Source organism: Telluria sp. LT2P80, assembly GCF_059685955.1.
In genome coordinates this window covers 1-15914 of the sequence record NZ_JCASIO010000011.1, presented here as the reverse complement: position 1 = coordinate 15914, position 15914 = coordinate 1, and the positions used below count along the sequence as shown (strand labels likewise).

General features: G+C 66.0%; 16 protein-coding genes. 8 read left to right on the top strand and 8 right to left on the bottom strand.

Annotated features, from left to right (window positions below):
• Nucleotides 1-115: 115 nt before the first annotated feature.
• From AC56LW_RS21625 to AC56LW_RS21615, 3 genes are read left to right on the top strand one after another with little or no spacing between them, the layout of a single operon-like run.
• Entirely contained in the window at nucleotides 116-2452 is a 2337-nt protein-coding gene (locus AC56LW_RS21625; RefSeq protein WP_499637485.1) for an ATP-binding protein, read from the top strand.
• The gene (locus AC56LW_RS21620; protein WP_499637482.1) at nucleotides 2449-2916 is read left to right on the top strand and encodes a response regulator; all 468 of its coding nucleotides are present in this window, start codon (nucleotides 2449-2451) and stop codon (nucleotides 2914-2916) included. Before AC56LW_RS21625 ends, AC56LW_RS21620 begins: the two co-directional genes overlap by 4 nt.
• The gene (locus tag AC56LW_RS21615) at nucleotides 2907-4571 is read left to right on the top strand and encodes a hybrid sensor histidine kinase/response regulator (RefSeq protein WP_499637479.1); all 1665 of its coding nucleotides are present in this window, start codon (nucleotides 2907-2909) and stop codon (nucleotides 4569-4571) included. Before AC56LW_RS21620 ends, AC56LW_RS21615 begins: the two co-directional genes overlap by 10 nt.
• On the opposite strand, the gene AC56LW_RS21610 is transcribed toward AC56LW_RS21615, so the two are convergent.
• The gene (locus AC56LW_RS21610) at nucleotides 4563-5018 is read right to left on the bottom strand and encodes a hypothetical protein (protein ID WP_499637476.1); all 456 of its coding nucleotides are present in this window, start codon (nucleotides 5016-5018) and stop codon (nucleotides 4563-4565) included. The genes AC56LW_RS21615 and AC56LW_RS21610 overlap by 9 nt on opposite strands.
• 248 nt (nucleotides 5019-5266) lie before the next feature.
• Here AC56LW_RS21610 and AC56LW_RS21605 point away from each other — a divergent pair, with 248 nt between their 5' ends.
• Genes AC56LW_RS21605 through AC56LW_RS21595 form a run of 3 tightly spaced genes read left to right on the top strand, consistent with a single transcriptional unit; the run spans nucleotide 5267 to nucleotide 8818 of the window.
• Nucleotides 5267-7078, top strand: coding sequence for a CIA30 family protein (locus AC56LW_RS21605; protein WP_499637473.1), 1812 nt, complete (start codon nucleotides 5267-5269; stop codon nucleotides 7076-7078).
• Nucleotides 7079-7094: 16 nt separating this feature from the next.
• Nucleotides 7095-8216, top strand: coding sequence for a sensor histidine kinase (locus tag AC56LW_RS21600; protein ID WP_499637469.1), 1122 nt, complete (start codon nucleotides 7095-7097; stop codon nucleotides 8214-8216).
• Nucleotides 8213-8818 (top strand): response regulator, encoded by a 606-nt coding sequence (locus AC56LW_RS21595; protein WP_332532589.1) that lies wholly within the window; start codon nucleotides 8213-8215, stop codon nucleotides 8816-8818. Before AC56LW_RS21600 ends, AC56LW_RS21595 begins: the two co-directional genes overlap by 4 nt.
• Here AC56LW_RS21595 and AC56LW_RS21590 read toward each other — a convergent pair.
• The 4 genes from AC56LW_RS21590 to AC56LW_RS21575 all read right to left on the bottom strand — a co-directional run bounded on the left by AC56LW_RS21590 (nucleotide 8785) and on the right by AC56LW_RS21575 (nucleotide 10505).
• A complete protein-coding gene (locus AC56LW_RS21590) occupies nucleotides 8785-9309 on the bottom strand; it encodes a hypothetical protein (RefSeq protein ID WP_332532590.1) in 525 nt (174 codons plus the stop codon). The genes AC56LW_RS21595 and AC56LW_RS21590 overlap by 34 nt on opposite strands.
• A gap of 61 nt (nucleotides 9310-9370) precedes the next feature.
• Complete coding sequence (locus tag AC56LW_RS21585; RefSeq protein WP_407070048.1) at nucleotides 9371-9712, bottom strand: SMR family transporter; 342 nt, start codon at nucleotides 9710-9712, stop codon at nucleotides 9371-9373.
• A 39-nt stretch (nucleotides 9713-9751) separates the two neighbouring features.
• Nucleotides 9752-10204 carry a DUF2147 domain-containing protein gene (locus AC56LW_RS21580; protein ID WP_332532591.1) on the bottom strand — a complete coding sequence of 151 codons (453 nt, stop codon included), beginning with the start codon at nucleotides 10202-10204 and terminating at the stop codon, nucleotides 9752-9754.
• Between the two features lie 106 nt (nucleotides 10205-10310).
• Nucleotides 10311-10505, bottom strand: coding sequence for a hypothetical protein (locus AC56LW_RS21575; protein WP_332532592.1), 195 nt, complete (start codon nucleotides 10503-10505; stop codon nucleotides 10311-10313).
• Between the two features lie 232 nt (nucleotides 10506-10737).
• Between AC56LW_RS21575 and AC56LW_RS21570 the strand changes: the two genes are divergently transcribed.
• Entirely contained in the window at nucleotides 10738-12219 is a 1482-nt protein-coding gene (locus AC56LW_RS21570) for an alanine/glycine:cation symporter family protein (RefSeq protein WP_332532593.1), read from the top strand.
• Nucleotides 12220-12380: 161 nt separating this feature from the next.
• On the top strand, nucleotides 12381-13409 hold the full coding sequence (locus tag AC56LW_RS21565) for an MBL fold metallo-hydrolase (RefSeq protein WP_499637465.1): 1029 nt from the start codon (nucleotides 12381-12383) through the stop codon (nucleotides 13407-13409).
• Here the strand turns inward: AC56LW_RS21565 and AC56LW_RS21560 are convergent, their stop codons facing one another.
• From AC56LW_RS21560 to AC56LW_RS21550, 3 genes are all read right to left on the bottom strand, one after another.
• Entirely contained in the window at nucleotides 13410-14093 is a 684-nt protein-coding gene (locus tag AC56LW_RS21560; RefSeq protein WP_332532595.1) for a transglycosylase domain-containing protein, read from the bottom strand.
• Nucleotides 14093-15238 carry an acyltransferase family protein gene (locus AC56LW_RS21555; RefSeq protein WP_499637463.1) on the bottom strand — a complete coding sequence of 382 codons (1146 nt, stop codon included), beginning with the start codon at nucleotides 15236-15238 and terminating at the stop codon, nucleotides 14093-14095. Before AC56LW_RS21555 ends, AC56LW_RS21560 begins: the two co-directional genes overlap by 1 nt.
• 191 nt (nucleotides 15239-15429) lie before the next feature.
• Entirely contained in the window at nucleotides 15430-15639 is a 210-nt protein-coding gene (locus tag AC56LW_RS21550) for a hypothetical protein (protein WP_499637461.1), read from the bottom strand.
• Between the last annotated feature and the right edge of the window lie 275 nt (nucleotides 15640-15914).

Sequence of the window (15914 nt, the reverse complement as noted above, 5' to 3'; positions counted from 1 at the left end):
TCTGGCGCAAGAGCGAAAGGTGCCGTCGTCGCGCGACGATTATCCGCAGTTCCGACGTTAGTGTTACTCTTCGCCCCTTCGTCTAGCAAACGGCCATGCGATAAAGAGTCACTCAATGAGTCGCAGCACCCTGCCGTTCCCGTACAGTATCAAGCGCCATGGCGTCTCGCTGTCCAACTGCGACGATGAACCGGTGCAGACCCCGGGCTGCATCCAGGCGCACGGCTTGCTGCTGGCGCTCAGCCCCGATGATCTGATCGTGCGCCAGGCCAGTGAAAACTGGCCGCAGCGTACCGGCCTGGCCATGGAGCAGGTCCTGGACCAGCCCCTGGCCGCCGTGATTGGCCCGCAGGCGGTGCAGTGCATCGTGCAAGCGATGCGCACCGAAGTCCTGGAGCGCAATGCGCTGTACGTGCTGACCGCGCCGCTGCCCCATGCCCCTTGCCGCGATATCGCGATGGACTTTTCGGTCCACCAGGCCGACGGCGTCCTGATCGTCGAGATCGAGCCGGCCAGCCGCCCGGGCGACACGGTCGTGACCGACAGCGACTATTACTCGATGGTGAAAACGACGCTGGTGCGCCTGAAATCGGCCAGCAGCCTGAGCGCGTTCTGCGACATTGCCGCCAACGAGGTACGCCGCACGACGGGCCTGGACCGCGTGATGATCTACCGCTTCCATCGTGACGAGACCGGTGAAGTGATCGCCGACGCGCACCGCAGCGACCTCAATTCGTGGCTGGGATTGCGTTATCCGGCCAGCGATATTCCGGTGCCCGCGCGCGCCATCTTCAAGCGCATCGGCGTGCGGCCCTTGCCGGACGTGGACGGCGCGCTGATGGAGATCGTACCGCTGCTGAACCCCGTGACGGGGCGGCCACTGGACATGACCTATTGCGCCCTGCGCGGCGCCTCCGTCATGTACACCGATTACCTGCGCAATATGGGCGTGGCGGCCACGCTGACGATGCCGATCCTGCGCGATGGCCGGCTGTGGGGCCTGATCGCCTGCCACCATTACGCGCCGATCGTCCTGCCCTATACTCTGCGCGCGGCCGCCGAATTCCTCGGCCAGGTCACGTCCCTCGAAATCGCCTCGGCCGAGGGCCGGGAGCATCTGGAATACCGGCTGAAGCTCGAGGCCGCGCACCATGCGGTGCTGGGCCAGGCGCTCGCGGACGGCAACTACGCCGCGCTGACGCATGGTGCGCCTTCGCTCCTCGACGGCATCGACGCGGGCGGCGTGGCGGTATCGGAAAACGGTCATTGGAGCATGGCCGGCGCCACCCCGGATGCCCAGCAGCTCACGGCACTGGCAGCCTGGCTGACGCTGCACAGCGCGCGCCTTGCCGATGGCGGCACAGTCATCGCGCTGGACGACCTGGGCCGCGCTTATCCTGAGGGCGGCGACGCGCTTGGTTGCTGCAGCGGCCTGCTGGCGTTTCCGATTTCGCAGCGCAGCCAGGGCGACTGGGTCATCTGGTTCCGCCCCGAGCAGTTGCAGACGTATCGCTGGGGCGGCAATCCGTACGAAGCCGGCAAGGCCACCGGGGAGCACGGCACGCGCCTGACGCCGCGTCAGAGCTTCGCCGTGTGGCAGGAAGAAGTGCGGGGCCGCGCCGAACCATGGAAGCCGGTCGAGATCGAAGCGGCCAAAAACCTGCGCCTGTTGATGCTCGATGTCGTCGTCGCCCGCGCCGAACAGCTGGCGGCGCTGAACACGGATCTGGTGCGCAGCAACGACGAACTCGACGCCTTTGCCTACGTCGCCGGCCACGACCTGAAAGAGCCGCTGCGCGGCATCCACAAGTACGCGCACTTCCTGCTCGAAGAAACGAAGGCGGGCCGCCCGCTCGATGCGCATGGCCGCGAACGCATCGACGCCATGTTGCGGCTGACCGTGCGCATGGACAGCCTGCTCGACGCGCTGCTGCACTTTTCGCGCGTCGGCCGGCTCTCGCTCGCGCGCCAGCCGATCGCGCTGGGCGACGTGGTGGCCGAAGCGACGGACATGCTCGGTGCGAGTCTGCTCGGGCGCGACATCGACGTGCAGATTCCAAGGCCGCTGCCGACGATCTCATGCGACCGTATCCGCGTGCGCGAAGTGTTCGCCAACCTGATCTCCAACGCCGCCAAGTACAACGACAAGCTGCAGCGACGGATCGAGATCGGCTACCTCGATCCGGCCGATGGCGCCGACGCCGTCTCGACGTTCTACGTGCGCGACAACGGCATCGGCATCGACGCCAAGCACAGCGAGCGCGTCTTCATGATGTTCAAGCGTCTGCACACGCGCGACGCCTACGGGGGCGGCAGTGGCGCTGGCCTGGCGATCGTCAAGAAGCTCGTCGAGCAGCACAATGGCCACAGCTGGTTCACGTCCGAAGTGGGCGTCGGCACCACGTTTTACTTCACGCTGATCGGCGCCGGCATGAAGCAGTCCGGCGCATGATGCCCCTGGTGCGGAGCGACCTGCCGCCCATTCTGGTCGTCGACGACAGCGACGACGATGTCGACACCGTGTCGATTGCCGCGCGGCGCGCCGGCATCGGCAACCTGCTGGTGCATGCCCGAGACGCCGATGACGCCAGGCGCCGGCTGTTCGCCGCGGCTGGTGACGCCTACGCCTTCATGCTCCTGGACTGCAATCTGCCCGGTGAAGACGGCCTGACGCTGCTGGAAGAAGTGCGCCGCCATCCACAACGCCGCACGCTACCCGTCATCGTGCTGACCGCCAGCATCAACCCGCGCGACCGCGATGCATTCTACGCGGCCGGCGGCAACGCCTATCACGTCAAACTGGTGAACTTCGAAGAAGGCCTGGCCAACCTCGAGAGCATCTTCCGCTACTGGCTGACGCACGTCGTGCTGCCGGGCGCAGACACATCATCGACTGGAAAACCCTTATGCCCGTGACTTACGACACCGATCGTCCCTGGCGCATCCTGCTGGTCGATGACAATGCGCTGGACCGCGCCGACGCGAAAGCGGCGCTGCTGGGTGGGCACGATCGCCGCTACCAGTTCGTCGAAGCGACGTCGGCGAACGAGGCGATGCACCTGTGCGCGAGTTCGGCGCCATTCGACTGCATGATTCTCGACTTCTTTCTGCCCGACGGCGATGCGCTCGACGTGCTGGCGCGCCTGCCGTGCGACGCCGACAGGATTCCGCACCTGCCTGTCGTGATCCTCACCGGCGTGGCCGGGACGGAGAGCCGCGCGTCGCTGCGCCACGGCGCCCAGGATTTCGTGGGCAAGGCCTGGCTGGGCCGCGAAAGCCTGACCTGGGCCGTCGAAAACGCCATTGAGCGGCGCAAGATCGCGCGCGAAGTCATGGCCGAACGCCACCTGATGGACAACCAGCGCCAGTACCTGTTCGAGGCCGAACGCACGGCGCGACTGGAAAGCGAACGGGTGGCATTGCTGAAGGACGAATTTCTCGCCACGCTCAGCCACGAACTGCGCACGCCGCTGGCCGTGATCGTCGGCTGGGCCGGCGTGCTGCAACGCGCGCAGGACAACCCTGCCACCGTCAAGCGGGGCGTCGACGCGATCGCGCGCAATGCCGGCCTGCAGGCCAAGCTGATCAACGATCTGCTGGACATGAACCGCATCGTGACCGGCAAGCTGATTCTGGATCTGCAGCGGCTCGACCTGAGCGCACTGCTCGATTCGGCCGCCGAATTCTTGCGTCCGCTCGCCATCGAGAAGGGCGTCGCCATCCGGATCGATACCCATGACGGCGCGCCGCTGGAACTCGATGGCGACCCGATCCGCTTGCAGCAGATCTTCGCCAATTTGCTGGGCAATGCACTCAAGTTCACACCGGGTGGTGGCGCGATCACCCTGACAGCCCAGCGCCGCAATGACGGACAGGTCGCGGTGACGGTGCGCGACAACGGCGAGGGCATCGATGCGCGTTTCCTGCCGCAGTTGTTTACGCGCTTCAGCCAGGAAAACAGCAAGGCTGCGCGCGTGCATGGCGGGCTGGGGATCGGTTTGTCGATCGTCAAGCAGTTGACCGAGCTGCATGGCGGCACGGTCAGCGGCGACAGCGCGGGCGTCGGCCAGGGCGCGACCTTCACGGTGATGCTGCCGCTGCGCGTTGTCGATGCGGCAGGCGACGACGCGGCCGGCATGGTTGCTGAAGCAGAAGCGAATGCGGAAGCTGACCAGCTGATGCTGATCGACCTGCACGGCGTGAGCGTGCTGCTGGTCGATGACAACGAAGACATCCTGGAACTGAGCCGGCGTGTTCTGGAAGAGCGGGGCGCCGGTGTTGTCACCGTCAATTCGGTCGTGGCGGCGCTCGCGCAGTTGGGCGATGTGCACCCGCAGGTGCTGGTCAGCGATATCAGCATGCCCAAGCTCAATGGCTATGACCTGATCCGCACGGTGCGCAACGACATGCGGCTCGATGAACACATGCTGCCGGCCGTGGCGATGTCCGCATTCGCGCGGCCACTGGACCAGCAGCGCGCCTTGAAGGCGGGGTATCAGGCGTACGTGATCAAGCCCTTGCAGCCGCATCTGCTGATCCGGGCGGTGGCGCGGCTGGTGGGGCTAGTGTAATGACGCCAGCTGCCGCGCAGCGCGCCAGCGCAGCCATGCCTGCGTCTGCGCGCGCAGCACCGGATAGACGAACGTCAGGTACAGCGTCAGCGTAAAGCCAAGCAGCACCCCGGCGGTCCACATGAAGGCAGGCGCGGCGCCGCGCCACAACAACGCGGCGCAGAACGCAAGGGGCACGGCCAGCAGCAGGGCGGCCAGTGCGCGCAGCAGGCCAGAGCGGCGCAGCAGATGCCCGGCCATTCCGGTCACGAAGAAGGCACACGCGCCGAGCACGAGGCAGGCCAGCGTTGCCGCTGCCTTGCCCGCGTGCGGCGTCATGGCGCCGGCCGGCAGCACGATTGCTGGCGCGACGAGCACCAGCATGCCGGCGGCAAAGCACAACAGGCGCAGGATCGTCATGGCGATTTTTCGCGCGGCAAATTTGACAGGGACGGTGTTCTGGCTCATACGAGATCGATTGCATTATTCAGCCAGCACGGCAGTGTGATAAAGATAGCACACAGGCAATATTACGGGCCCGAATAAGGTTATCGGCACACGACAGATTTGTCCTTGTTTTGCCGTGAATGTGTCGTTCAAATGTAGCGAGAGCCTGGTCGCACATGACAGTTGTCATCCGATAGTGATGGCAACTGCGCCTGTCGGCATACCAGCGCGATCGCCATACTGGTTTCACACCAACCCGTGAGGAAACCATGTCCACCATCGTCGCAAAAGCGGCTCTTGCCGCAGCTGGTCTGTCCCTCTCCTGCCTGGCGCTGGGCGCTGCCACCCTGGTCCAGGACGTACGCGTTTTCGACGGCAAGGCCGTGCACGAACGGCGCTCGGTGCTGTTCGATGATGCGCGCGTCGTCGATGCGGATTTTCGCGGGCCGGCCCCGGCAGGGGCGCGCATCGTCAAAGGCGCCGGGCGCACGCTGATGCCGGGCCTGATCGACGCCCATACCCACGCCTTCAGGCAATTCGACTTGCCGGTGCTGTTTGGCGTAACGACCCAGATCGACATGTTTACCGCCGTGCCGGTCATGCAGGACGCCAAACGCAGCATGGCCGCAGGCAGGCATGCGGGGCAGGCCGACCTGTTCTCGGCCGGCACCCTGGCCACGGCGCCGGGCGGCCATGGCACCCAGTTCGGCGTGCCGATCCCGACCCTGAGCAGCCCGGGCGAAGCGCAGGCCTTTGTCGACGCCCGCATTGCCGAGGGCTCCGACTTCATCAAGATCGTGCTGGAAGCGGGCGGCCATGGCACCGGCAAGATGCACTCGCTCGACATCGCGACGGCCACCGCGCTGATCGAGGCGGCGCACCGGCGCGGCAAGCTGGCCGTCGTTCACGTCAGCACCGAAAAAGACGCCCGCGCCGCGCTCGAGGCGGGCGCCGATGCGCTGGTCCATTTGTTCCTGGGCGCCGCGCCCGATCCAACGGCGGTCGACAGCCTGGCCAAACTGGCCAAACGCAAGAACGCCTTCGTGATCCCGACGTTCACCGTCATGGAAAGCATGGCCGGCGTGCGCGGCGACGACTTGCTGGGCAATGCGGATCTGGCGGCGCTGGTCGAACGCGAGGGCGCGACGACCCTCAAGGCGCGCTACGGCCAGCAGGCGCAGCCCCAATTGCTGGCCATGCCGAAGGCGGTCACGGCGGCATTGGCCAGGGCGGGCGTGCCGATCCTGGCCGGCACCGATGCCGGCAATGCGGGCACGCTGTATGGCATCAGCATGCACCGCGAACTGGCGGCGCTGGTGGAGGCAGGTTTGACGCCGACCGCCGCGCTGGCCGCCGCCACCAGCGCACCGGCCGCCGCCTTCCGGCTGGGCCGGCGCGGCTGTATCGCCACGGGCTGCAAGGCTGACCTGCTGCTGGTCGAGGGCGACCCGACACGCGACATCACGGCCACGCGCCGCATCGTCGAGGTGTGGAAGGACGGGCAAAGCGCGAATGCGTTGCGCGACGCCAGGCGTGAACGGGTCGCGCAAGAGCGCGGCGGATCGACGCGCCAGGACTTGCCGGCCGATGGACGCATCAGCCAGTTCAGCGCGGCGAAGCTGGCCAGCCCGTTCGGCAGTGGCTGGATGCCATCGACCGACCAGTTCGCCGGCGGCAAGTCGACCGTCAAGCTCGACGTGCTGCCGGCGCTGCCCGACGGGCAGATACCGCTGGCGGTGCAGGCCAGCGTCGCCCCCGGCCTGCCGTATGCGTGGTCGAGCGTCGCGTTCATGCCCGGCGCGCAGCCGATGCAGCCGGCAGACCTGAGCGCGGCCCGGGTGTTGCGTTTCAAGGTGCGCGGCGACGGCAAGACCTACCAGGTGATGATCATGGGCGCGGCCAATAACCGGCCGAGCAGCGTGCCATTCGTCGCCGGCAAAGAGTGGGAGGACATCAGCGTGCCACTGTCGGCCTTTGCCGGCATCGATCCGGCGGCGGTTGCCATGCTAGCATTCAGTGCCGGGCCACAGCCGGGCGAGTACCGCTTCGAACTCGCCGACGTGCGCCTGCTGGCGCAATAACCATCACGGAGTCACGATGACAACGACCTTCAGGCAGGTACTGGCGCGACCGTGGATGCCGGCCGACTACGGCGCATTGCAATACACGTGGCTGCTGTCGCTGGGCTACCTGTTCTGGAAGTTTTATTACGTGAGGCCCGGCGTGGCCGAGGCGGTGCTGCTGGCGCTGACGATCATCCTGTTCGTGCCGCTGTACTGCGCCAGCTTCTGGCCGCGCGGCTGGCGCGTCGGCGCCTGCGTGGCGGCTACCTGCCTGATCGGCGCAGCCTGGGCGCCGTGGAATCCGGGCGCTGCCTGCTTCTTCATCTTTGCCTGTGCCATGTGCGCCCGCATCCCCGGCACGGCCCGCGCCGTGGGCGCGATGCTGGCCGTGATCGCCAGTGGCGCGGTGGTTGCCTTGCTGATCCCGCAGATGCAGATGGTGTTCCTGCTGCCGATCCTGATGGCCGGCATGCCGGTCGGCCTGTCGTGCATCATGGATGCACGGCTGCGCACGTCGCGCACGCTCCTGATGCGCAAGCAGGAAGAGGTCGAGCACATGGCGCGCATCGCCGAGCGCGAACGCATCTCGCGCGACCTGCACGACCTGCTGGGCCACTCGCTGTCGATGATCGCGCTCAAGGCCGAACTGGCGCGCAAGCTGGCGCGGCGCGATCTGGCTGCCTGCGAGCGCGAAATCGCCGACATCGAAACCAATGCACGCGGTGCGCTGGCCGAGGTGCGCGCCGCCGTGACGGGGTTTCGCCACAGTGGCCTGGTGCAGGCGCTGGCCAGCGCGCGCGCCAGCCTGCTCGCGGCCGACGTACTCCTCGACGAGCGCATCGAGCGTATCGACCTGGCACCAGCGGCCGAACACGTGGTGGCGCTGGCCGTGCGCGAAGCGGTGACGAATATCGTGCGTCATGCCGGCGCGTCGCGCTGCACGCTGAGCCTGGTGCAAGAGCAGCAGGATGGGCAAACGCACGCCGTGCTGCGCGTGCTCGACGACGGCAAGCTGCGCAGCACGGATGGTCTGCAGCCTGGCAACGGCCTGGCCGGCATGCGCGAGCGCGTCGCGGCGCTCGGCGGGCGCTTGTCGCTGCAGGCCGGCGCCGGTCTGGCGCTCGAACTGCACGTGCCGGCGGGAGCATCGGCATGATCCGCATCCTGATCGCCGAAGACCAGACGCTGGTGCTGGGCGCGCTCAGCGCGCTGCTGCGGCTCGAACCGGATTTCGACGTCGTGGGCGGCGCTGCAGACGGGCGCGCGGCGCTGGCGCTGTGCGAGCGGCTGGTGCCGGACATCGTGCTGACCGATATCGAGATGCCGCACATGACGGGCCTCGAACTGGCACAGGGCCTAGCCCAGCGCAAGCTGGCCTGCCGTGTCGTGGTCGTGACCACGTTTGCGCGCAGCGGCTACCTGCGCCGCGCGATGGAAGCGGGCGTGCGCGGCTATCTGCTGAAAGACGCGCCGGTCGATGCGCTGGCCGCGGCGATCCGCGTCGTGCACGGCGGTGGCCGCGCAATCGCGCCCGAACTGGCATTGGAGAGCTGGAACAGCGGCAGCGATCCGCTGACCGAGCGCGAGCGGCAGGTGCTGCGGCTGGCAGGGGAAGGGCGCAGCAGCGGCGAGATCGCGCGTCAGGTGCACCTGTCGGAAGGCACGGTGCGCAACTACCTGTCCGAGGCGATCAGCAAGCTGGGGGCCGGGAACCGCGTCGAAGCCTACCGGTTGGCGCGCGATGCCGGCTGGTTGTAGTCGTCGGGATTGCGGCGGGGCCGGCTCAACTGGTTCCAGGCGACCGTTTTATTAGCGCGCCGGGGTGGCGCTGGTGGTTGTGGCACATGCATCAGCGGATAAATGAAACTGCAATAGAGCAGGACCGTGTGCACCAGGAAGAACGTGCACAGGTAGACCATCAGCATATTGCTGCCATGCCAGATGACGATGCCGCTGGCGCCGAACGGCACCATCAGCAGCAGCGCCGCGAACGAGCGCAGCATGGCGTCGCGCCCCATGCGATGGCCCGCCATCGCCACCAGGAAGAACCCGCCCGAACCCAGCGCCACGCCCACCAGCACGATGTACGGCTCGAGCCAGTCCGGGATGCCATGCGCCGTCGAGGCCAGCAGCGCAGCCGGCAGCAGGATGGCGAACACACCGGCGGCCATGCTCAGAAGCCGCAGCACGCGCATTTCGCGCCCGCGAAAAACGGGGCGTGCGGTACGCGTGATCGGAGTGGATTTCATGGGGGGGATGATCGGGATGGGGCCGGATGTAACGTCCGGGCGCACGGCGCGGTTGACATGGTCAGTGCCCGACGCTTTTTGAGAACAGGTTAATGACCAGCACGCCGGCGATGATCAGCGCCAGCCCGGCGATGGCCGCCAGATCCAGGCTTTGCTTGAAATACAACCAGCTGACGATCGAAATGAGCACGATGCCCACGCCCGACCAGATCGCGTAGGCGATGCCGGTTGGCAGCACGCGCAGGCTGAAGGTGAGCAGGTAGAACGACAGGGCGTAGCAGCCGACCGTGATCAGGCTGGGCAGGGGACGGGTAAAGCTGTCGGAAGCCTTGAGGGCCGTGGTGCCGATCACTTCGGCAACGATGGCAAATCCGAGATAAAGGTAAGCGAGGTTCAGGGTCATGGAAAATGAAAACGGCCCGTTGCCGGGCCGTGGTAACGATTACTGCTCGCGCTGCCAGGTCTGGGTGCGTCCGAACATCGGCGCGCCGATATAACCGCGCACTTCGAGCTTGTTGCCGTTGTCGGCCAGCGTGGCCTTGCTCTTGTAGGTCTTGCCGGCGGCCGGGTCGAGGATTTCGCCGCCGGTGTAGTCGCCGCCGTCTTTCTTCAGGCCCGACAGGATGGTCATGCCGATGATCGGCTGGTCCTTGCGCGCGTCGCTGCATTTGCCGCACAGTGGGTTCTGCTCTTCGGATGGCGCGCGGTACAGTTTTTCGATCTTGCCGGTCAGGATGCCGCCTTCTTCGGTGATCCGCACCAGCGCCTTCGGCTTGCCGGTCTTGTCATCGATGGTCTTCCAGGTGCCGACAGGCGAGGTGGCCTGCGCCCACGCGGCGGCGGGCAGGGTGAGCATGGCGGCGGCAATCAGGCTTGCTTGGATCAGGTGGCGCATGGTGGTGTCTCCAGTGTTGTTGTAGGTACGGCGCCAGTGTAGCCTACCGCTTCGCCCGTGTGACAGGTTGACGCCCGAGGATGTCTTCCAATCGCGCAGCACGGGCCTATGGCGCGTTGCGCACGTCTTCCGGGGTGACCTGGTGGCGCCGCTCGGCCGGGCGGGTCAGCACGCGCAGGCTCACTTCGAGCGGCACGCCCAGCGTGGCCAGTTCGCGCGCTGCAGGGCGGGCCTCGATCGACACGTCGTGCAGCACGGCGTCGATGAGGAGGGCGGTCTTGTAATCGCTTCGTCGGTCCATGGTGGGATCGTATCATGTCCACCACGCTTTAGATCGCCAGCAATTGGTGCACCGACCGGGCGCGCCTGCACCAGCAGCGCTCATTTCCTGCCCATCCTGAGTCAGCCCGGCCTACGGCGCCACAGGGCCGAAAAAATGATGTGAATTCCTTACGGAATCATGTAACTTGTGCGACGTCACGGCGGCCACATGCCGCTCTTCCGGAACCCCTCAACGCAGGAGTCGCACCACCATGCTCGACCTGGTCAACGCAGTCAACGGTATCATCTGGAGCCCCATCATGATCGCCCTGTGCCTCGGGGCGGGCTTGTACTTTTCGATTCGCGGCCGCTTCCTGCAGGTGCGGCATATTCGCGAGATGCTGCGCCTGATGCGTGAAGGGAAGAGCTCGGAGCAGGGCGTGTCGTCGTTCCAGGCGCTTGCCATGACGCTGGCCGGCCGGGTCGGTACCGGCAATATCGCTGGTGTGGCCACCGCCATCACGTTCGGCGGCCCGGGCGCCGTGTTCTGGATGTGGGCCGTCGCCTTCCTGGGCGCCAGCTCGGCCTTCGTCGAATCGACGCTGGGCCAGGTCTACAAGGAGCAGATCGGCAACCAGTACCGCGGCGGCCCGGCGTTCTACATCGAAAAAGGCCTTGGGATGAAGCGCTACGCGTGGACCTTCGCCATCGCCACGCTGTTCGCCACGGGCCTGCTGCTGCCGGGCGTGCAGGCCAACTCGATCGCCGAAGGTCTCAAGACCGCCGCCGGCATCGATCCGCTCTACACCGGCATCGGCCTGGCCGTGGTGCTCGCTGCGATCATCTTCGGCGGCGTCAAGCGCATCGCCCATTTCGCCGAGATCGTGGTGCCGTTCATGGCGGCCGCCTACATCCTTGTGGCCGTCGTGGTGGTGGCCATGAATATCGAAGCACTGCCAGGGGTGCTGCGCCTGATTGTCAGCTCGGCCTTCGGCCTGGACGCGGGCTTCGGCGCCATGCTCGGCATGGCGATCCAGTGGGGCGTCAAGCGCGGCATCTATTCGAACGAAGCCGGGCAGGGCACCGGCCCGCACGCGTCGTCGGCGGCCGAAGTGAGCCACCCGGCCAAGCAGGGCCTGGTGCAGGGCTTCTCGGTGTACATCGACACGCTGTTTGTGTGCTCGGCGACCGCCTTCATGCTGCTGGTGACAGGCCAGTACAACGTCGAAAATACTGACGGCACGGCGCGCTTCATCGGCGTGCAGGGCGTGGCGTCGGGCCCCGGTTACGTGCAGACGGCGCTCGAGAACGTGCTGCCGGGCTTCGGCGCACTGTTCGTCGCGATCGCGCTGCTGTTCTTCGCGTTCACGACCATCGTCGCCTACTACTACATCGCCGAGACCAATATCGCCTACATGGACCGCCATAACCGCCATCCGTGGCTGGGCGTGCTCCTCAAGCTGTGCATCGTCTCCGCGACGATCTACGGCGCGGTCAAGACCGCCGACGTGGCCTGGGGCCTGGGCGACATCGGCGTCGGCCTGATGGCGTGGCTGAACATCGTCGCGATCTTCCTGCTTCGCAAGGATGCCTTCAAGTGCCTGCGCGATTACGAGGCGCAGAAGAAGGCCGGCAAGGAACCCGAGTTCGACCCGGTCGCGCTGGGGATCAAGAATGCGCATTACTGGGAGGGGCGTGCTGCTGCGCTGAAGGTGCAAGGCGACGGTGCGCGCGACGCGGCGGCAGTCAAATAGCGTCGCGTGATGCTCCGGCCATCCAGGCCGGGGCGTCCGCCGGATCGTCCTCCACCCGCGCCAACGCCCGAACGTCCGAATTGGCCGCAGTGCACTTTTATCGAATCGACGCGTTCATGCGCCCGCTGATCGGCATCATCCTTCTGGGAGCTCTCGCTACCATGGCAATCTCCCCTCCGGTCTCGGCGACCACCACGACCACGCCGCAGTCGCCCCAATATCACGACGGCAAATACCGCAATCCGGTCGCCATGCACAAGCTCGGTCCTGGCGAGATCGCCAAGCTGTGGTGGGCCTTCGTGTTCCACAAGCCGGCCGGGACCACGCCGCAGCAGGTGGTGCCGGTGCAGCCGCTGACCCGGGCAGCCCTGCTGGCCGCGCCCGACAACACGCTGTACCGCCTCGGTCATTCGACGATGCTGATCAAGCTTGCCGGCGAGTTCTACCTGACCGACCCGGTGTTCTCGAAGCGCGCATCGCCCGTGCAGTGGTTCGGCCCGGCGCGCTTTCATGCGCCGCCCATCTCGATCGACGACCTGCCGCCCATCAAGGCGATCATCCTGTCGCATGACCATTACGATCATCTCGACTACGCGGCGATCATGGCGCTGGCCGCGAAGACGTCGGTATTTCTCACGCCGCTGGGCGTGGGCGACCGTCTGGTCGACTGGGGCATCGACCGCGCCAAAGTACGCCAGTTCGACTGGTGGCAGGGCGCCGAGATCGACGGCGTGCGGTTCGTCGCGACGCCGGCCCAGCACTTTTCGGGCCGCGGGCCGCGCGACGGCAACTCGACGCTGTGGGCATCATGGGTGATACGGCACGAGAACCTGCGCCTGTTCTTCAGCGGCGACACCGGTTATTTCAAGGGCTTCAAGGAGATCGGCGCCAAATACGGGCCGTTCGACGTGGCACTGATCGAAACCGGCGCCTACGACAAGCTCTGGCCGGACATCCACATGCAGCCGGAAGAAACCCTGCAAGCGTTCGTGGACCTGAACGCAGCCTGGCTGCTCCCGATGCACAACGGGACGTTCGACCTGGCGCTGCACCGCTGGCAGGAGCCGCTCGACCGGATCGAGACGCTGGCCGACGAGCGCGGGATCAAGCTGACGACGCCGCAGATGGGCGAAGCGTTGAACCTGACGCAGCCGCAGGCCGGCGGGCGCTGGTGGCATGGCCTCAAATGATCACGCGCCGCAGTGCGCCAGTGTTGTATCGAACCAGCCCTGCGCCTTGCAGGTGCCATGTACCAGCGCACGCACCCGTGCCACGCGCGTGGCATGTGCGGCTGGCTGCCTGACAGGATGGTACGCGTTGGGAGCCTTGATCATGGCAACCAGGCCAATGAATTCTTCTTCGCTGGTCTGTTCCAGCGACTTGCCGAGATAATTCCGGGACGCCGCTGACAAGCCCATGATCTGCCTGCCGTTGTGCGTTCCCAAATAGACATGGGTGGTGTACAGCGCCAGTTGTCGCGCCTTGGATAGCCTGGCGTCGAGCACCACGGCCATCGCATCACGGCCCAGATCGATCCGTTTGCAGCACGCGAAGACGCTGCGGTACAGCGCCTGCAACGCGCCGCCAGCCCCGCCCAGGTCCGCCCCTTCCAGGTAGAGGTCGCGCGCGACCGCGCCCGAGATCGTCGCAAAGCCCTGGCCGCTGGTCAGGCTCACGCCGTGGTGTACGAAGAAGGCAGGATCTTCGACGCGCAGCAGGATCTGCGTCTGCCGCGCGGACAGGGGCGCGTCAGCGATTGCAGGCATGTGCGCAGTGACAGTGTCAAAGGTGGCCCAGGCCCAGATGACGACAAGGAGCAGATAGCCCGCCACCATCGCGGGCAGGATCGACAGCCAACGGGTTCGTCGTCGCATCACACGCCTTTGACGGGCGCCTGGCCCACGGATGGTCTGCGCTGCAAACCCAGATGCACGGCGCCGTGTTCGAGCAGGCGCGCCAGCGCGTAACAGCACAGCAGCACCGGCACGTAGACGACGAAGGTCCAGGTTTGTACATTGCCCATCAGCGCGCGGTACAGACCCACGGTGCCAAGCACGATGAACATGTGGAACAGGTACAGCTCATAACTGAGGCTTCCCATGCGCGCCAGCCATCCTAGCCCGCGGCGCGGCGCAGGTGGCTGCGCGTGAAAGGCCAGCAGCAGCAGGCAGGCGCCGACGCAAATCACATACAGGTTCGACTTGAACAGATGTCGGTAGACCACGTCCGACCAGCCCAATACCAGCACAAGGCACAGCGCACCAGCCAGACCCATGATGCGGGCCCCTCGTTTGCCTGGCTGCCACCGGCGCGCCAGCAGTGCAGCGAGCACGCCCCAGGCCAGCGCGGCCATCCCGGGCAGGTATGCCTTTTCCCACCAGATCTCGTCGCTCATCGGCACCAGCGCGCGCAACGGTTGCAGTCCCAGCGCCAGCATGACCAGCATGCCGATCAGGACACGGCGCGGCAGCCACAGGCACAGCAGCGGAAAGCCCACGTAGAACACTTCTTCGATCGACAGTGACCACAGCACATCCCAGCCCGGCGGCGCCCAGCCAGTGCGGCCCTCGTACCAGTTGAACGTGAACGTCAGTGCCGAACCAAGCAAGCCGGCCAGCGACTGGCGGTCGGTCTCTGGCGCGAATCCCGGCACCTGGCACACGGCCAGCAGCGAGAGCAGCGTCAGGGCCAGGCCGAGCAGGGGCAGGATGCGCCGCGCGCGGGCGCGGTAGAAACGGCGCAGGTCGACCTGTCCAACGTCGCCATCGCGTTCGATGATACGCAGCGTGATCAGAAAGCCCGACAACGTGAAGAAGATGAAGACTGCTTCGTAGCCGTTGAAGCTGATGGCGTCGATCAGTCGCTTGGGCAGCCACTGGCCAAGCAGGCTTGGGCCCAGCGGCAGGCGAAACGGCAAGGCCAGATGGTGCACGATCACGAGCAGGATCGCCAGGCCACGCAGGCAATCGATGCCGACGTTGCGCCGCGCGGCGTGCCAGTGGGGACGGGAAGTCGTCATGCGGTGCTTTCCAGAGTGATTGCTGCCATCGTCTACAGGGAGTGCTCCCAAACCAGGCGCCAGGTTGCGCGTACCCGATATGTCGCTGCGCGCAGCAACGGCGCGTTGCCTTCGAACGTGCGCCGTTCGCGAACGTCTTGCTGCAGCAGGCCCGAGACCGACAGTCGCAGGCGCGATCTTGCATCACGCTTTCACAGTGTGTAAAGGTCAAGCTGGCGTTTCATGCTGTCTGCATCGACGATCGATGCGCTGCTGCGGCTGACAACGCCGCTGGTGTGGGTATAGGTGCCGCCGACGTCGATGCGCCCGCTCGTGCCGCCAGCCGGTCGATCGTGGCTTTGCCTTCTAATTCGATGCCATGCACGGCCGCCCGGCCTGCATTGACCGGCGTTGCGGTCCACGACTAAAAGCCGGGGTCAGGTCTGACATTCGGACACGAACTCGACTAAAAGCCGGGGTCAGGTCTGACATTCGGACACGAACTCGACAATTGGGTAGTCGGAACCAGCTTGCACCGGGCCATGCTAATGCCGGGCAAGAAGCCATTGCAAGTAGTTAGGGCTGAGGTCGTGTCCGAATGTCAGACCTCGTATATTGAAGATGCCAGCGCACCAGTAGATAATATTGTTGATGTGGCCGGTCGGGGTGACACTGTTCAGACTGAGTGCCATTGAGC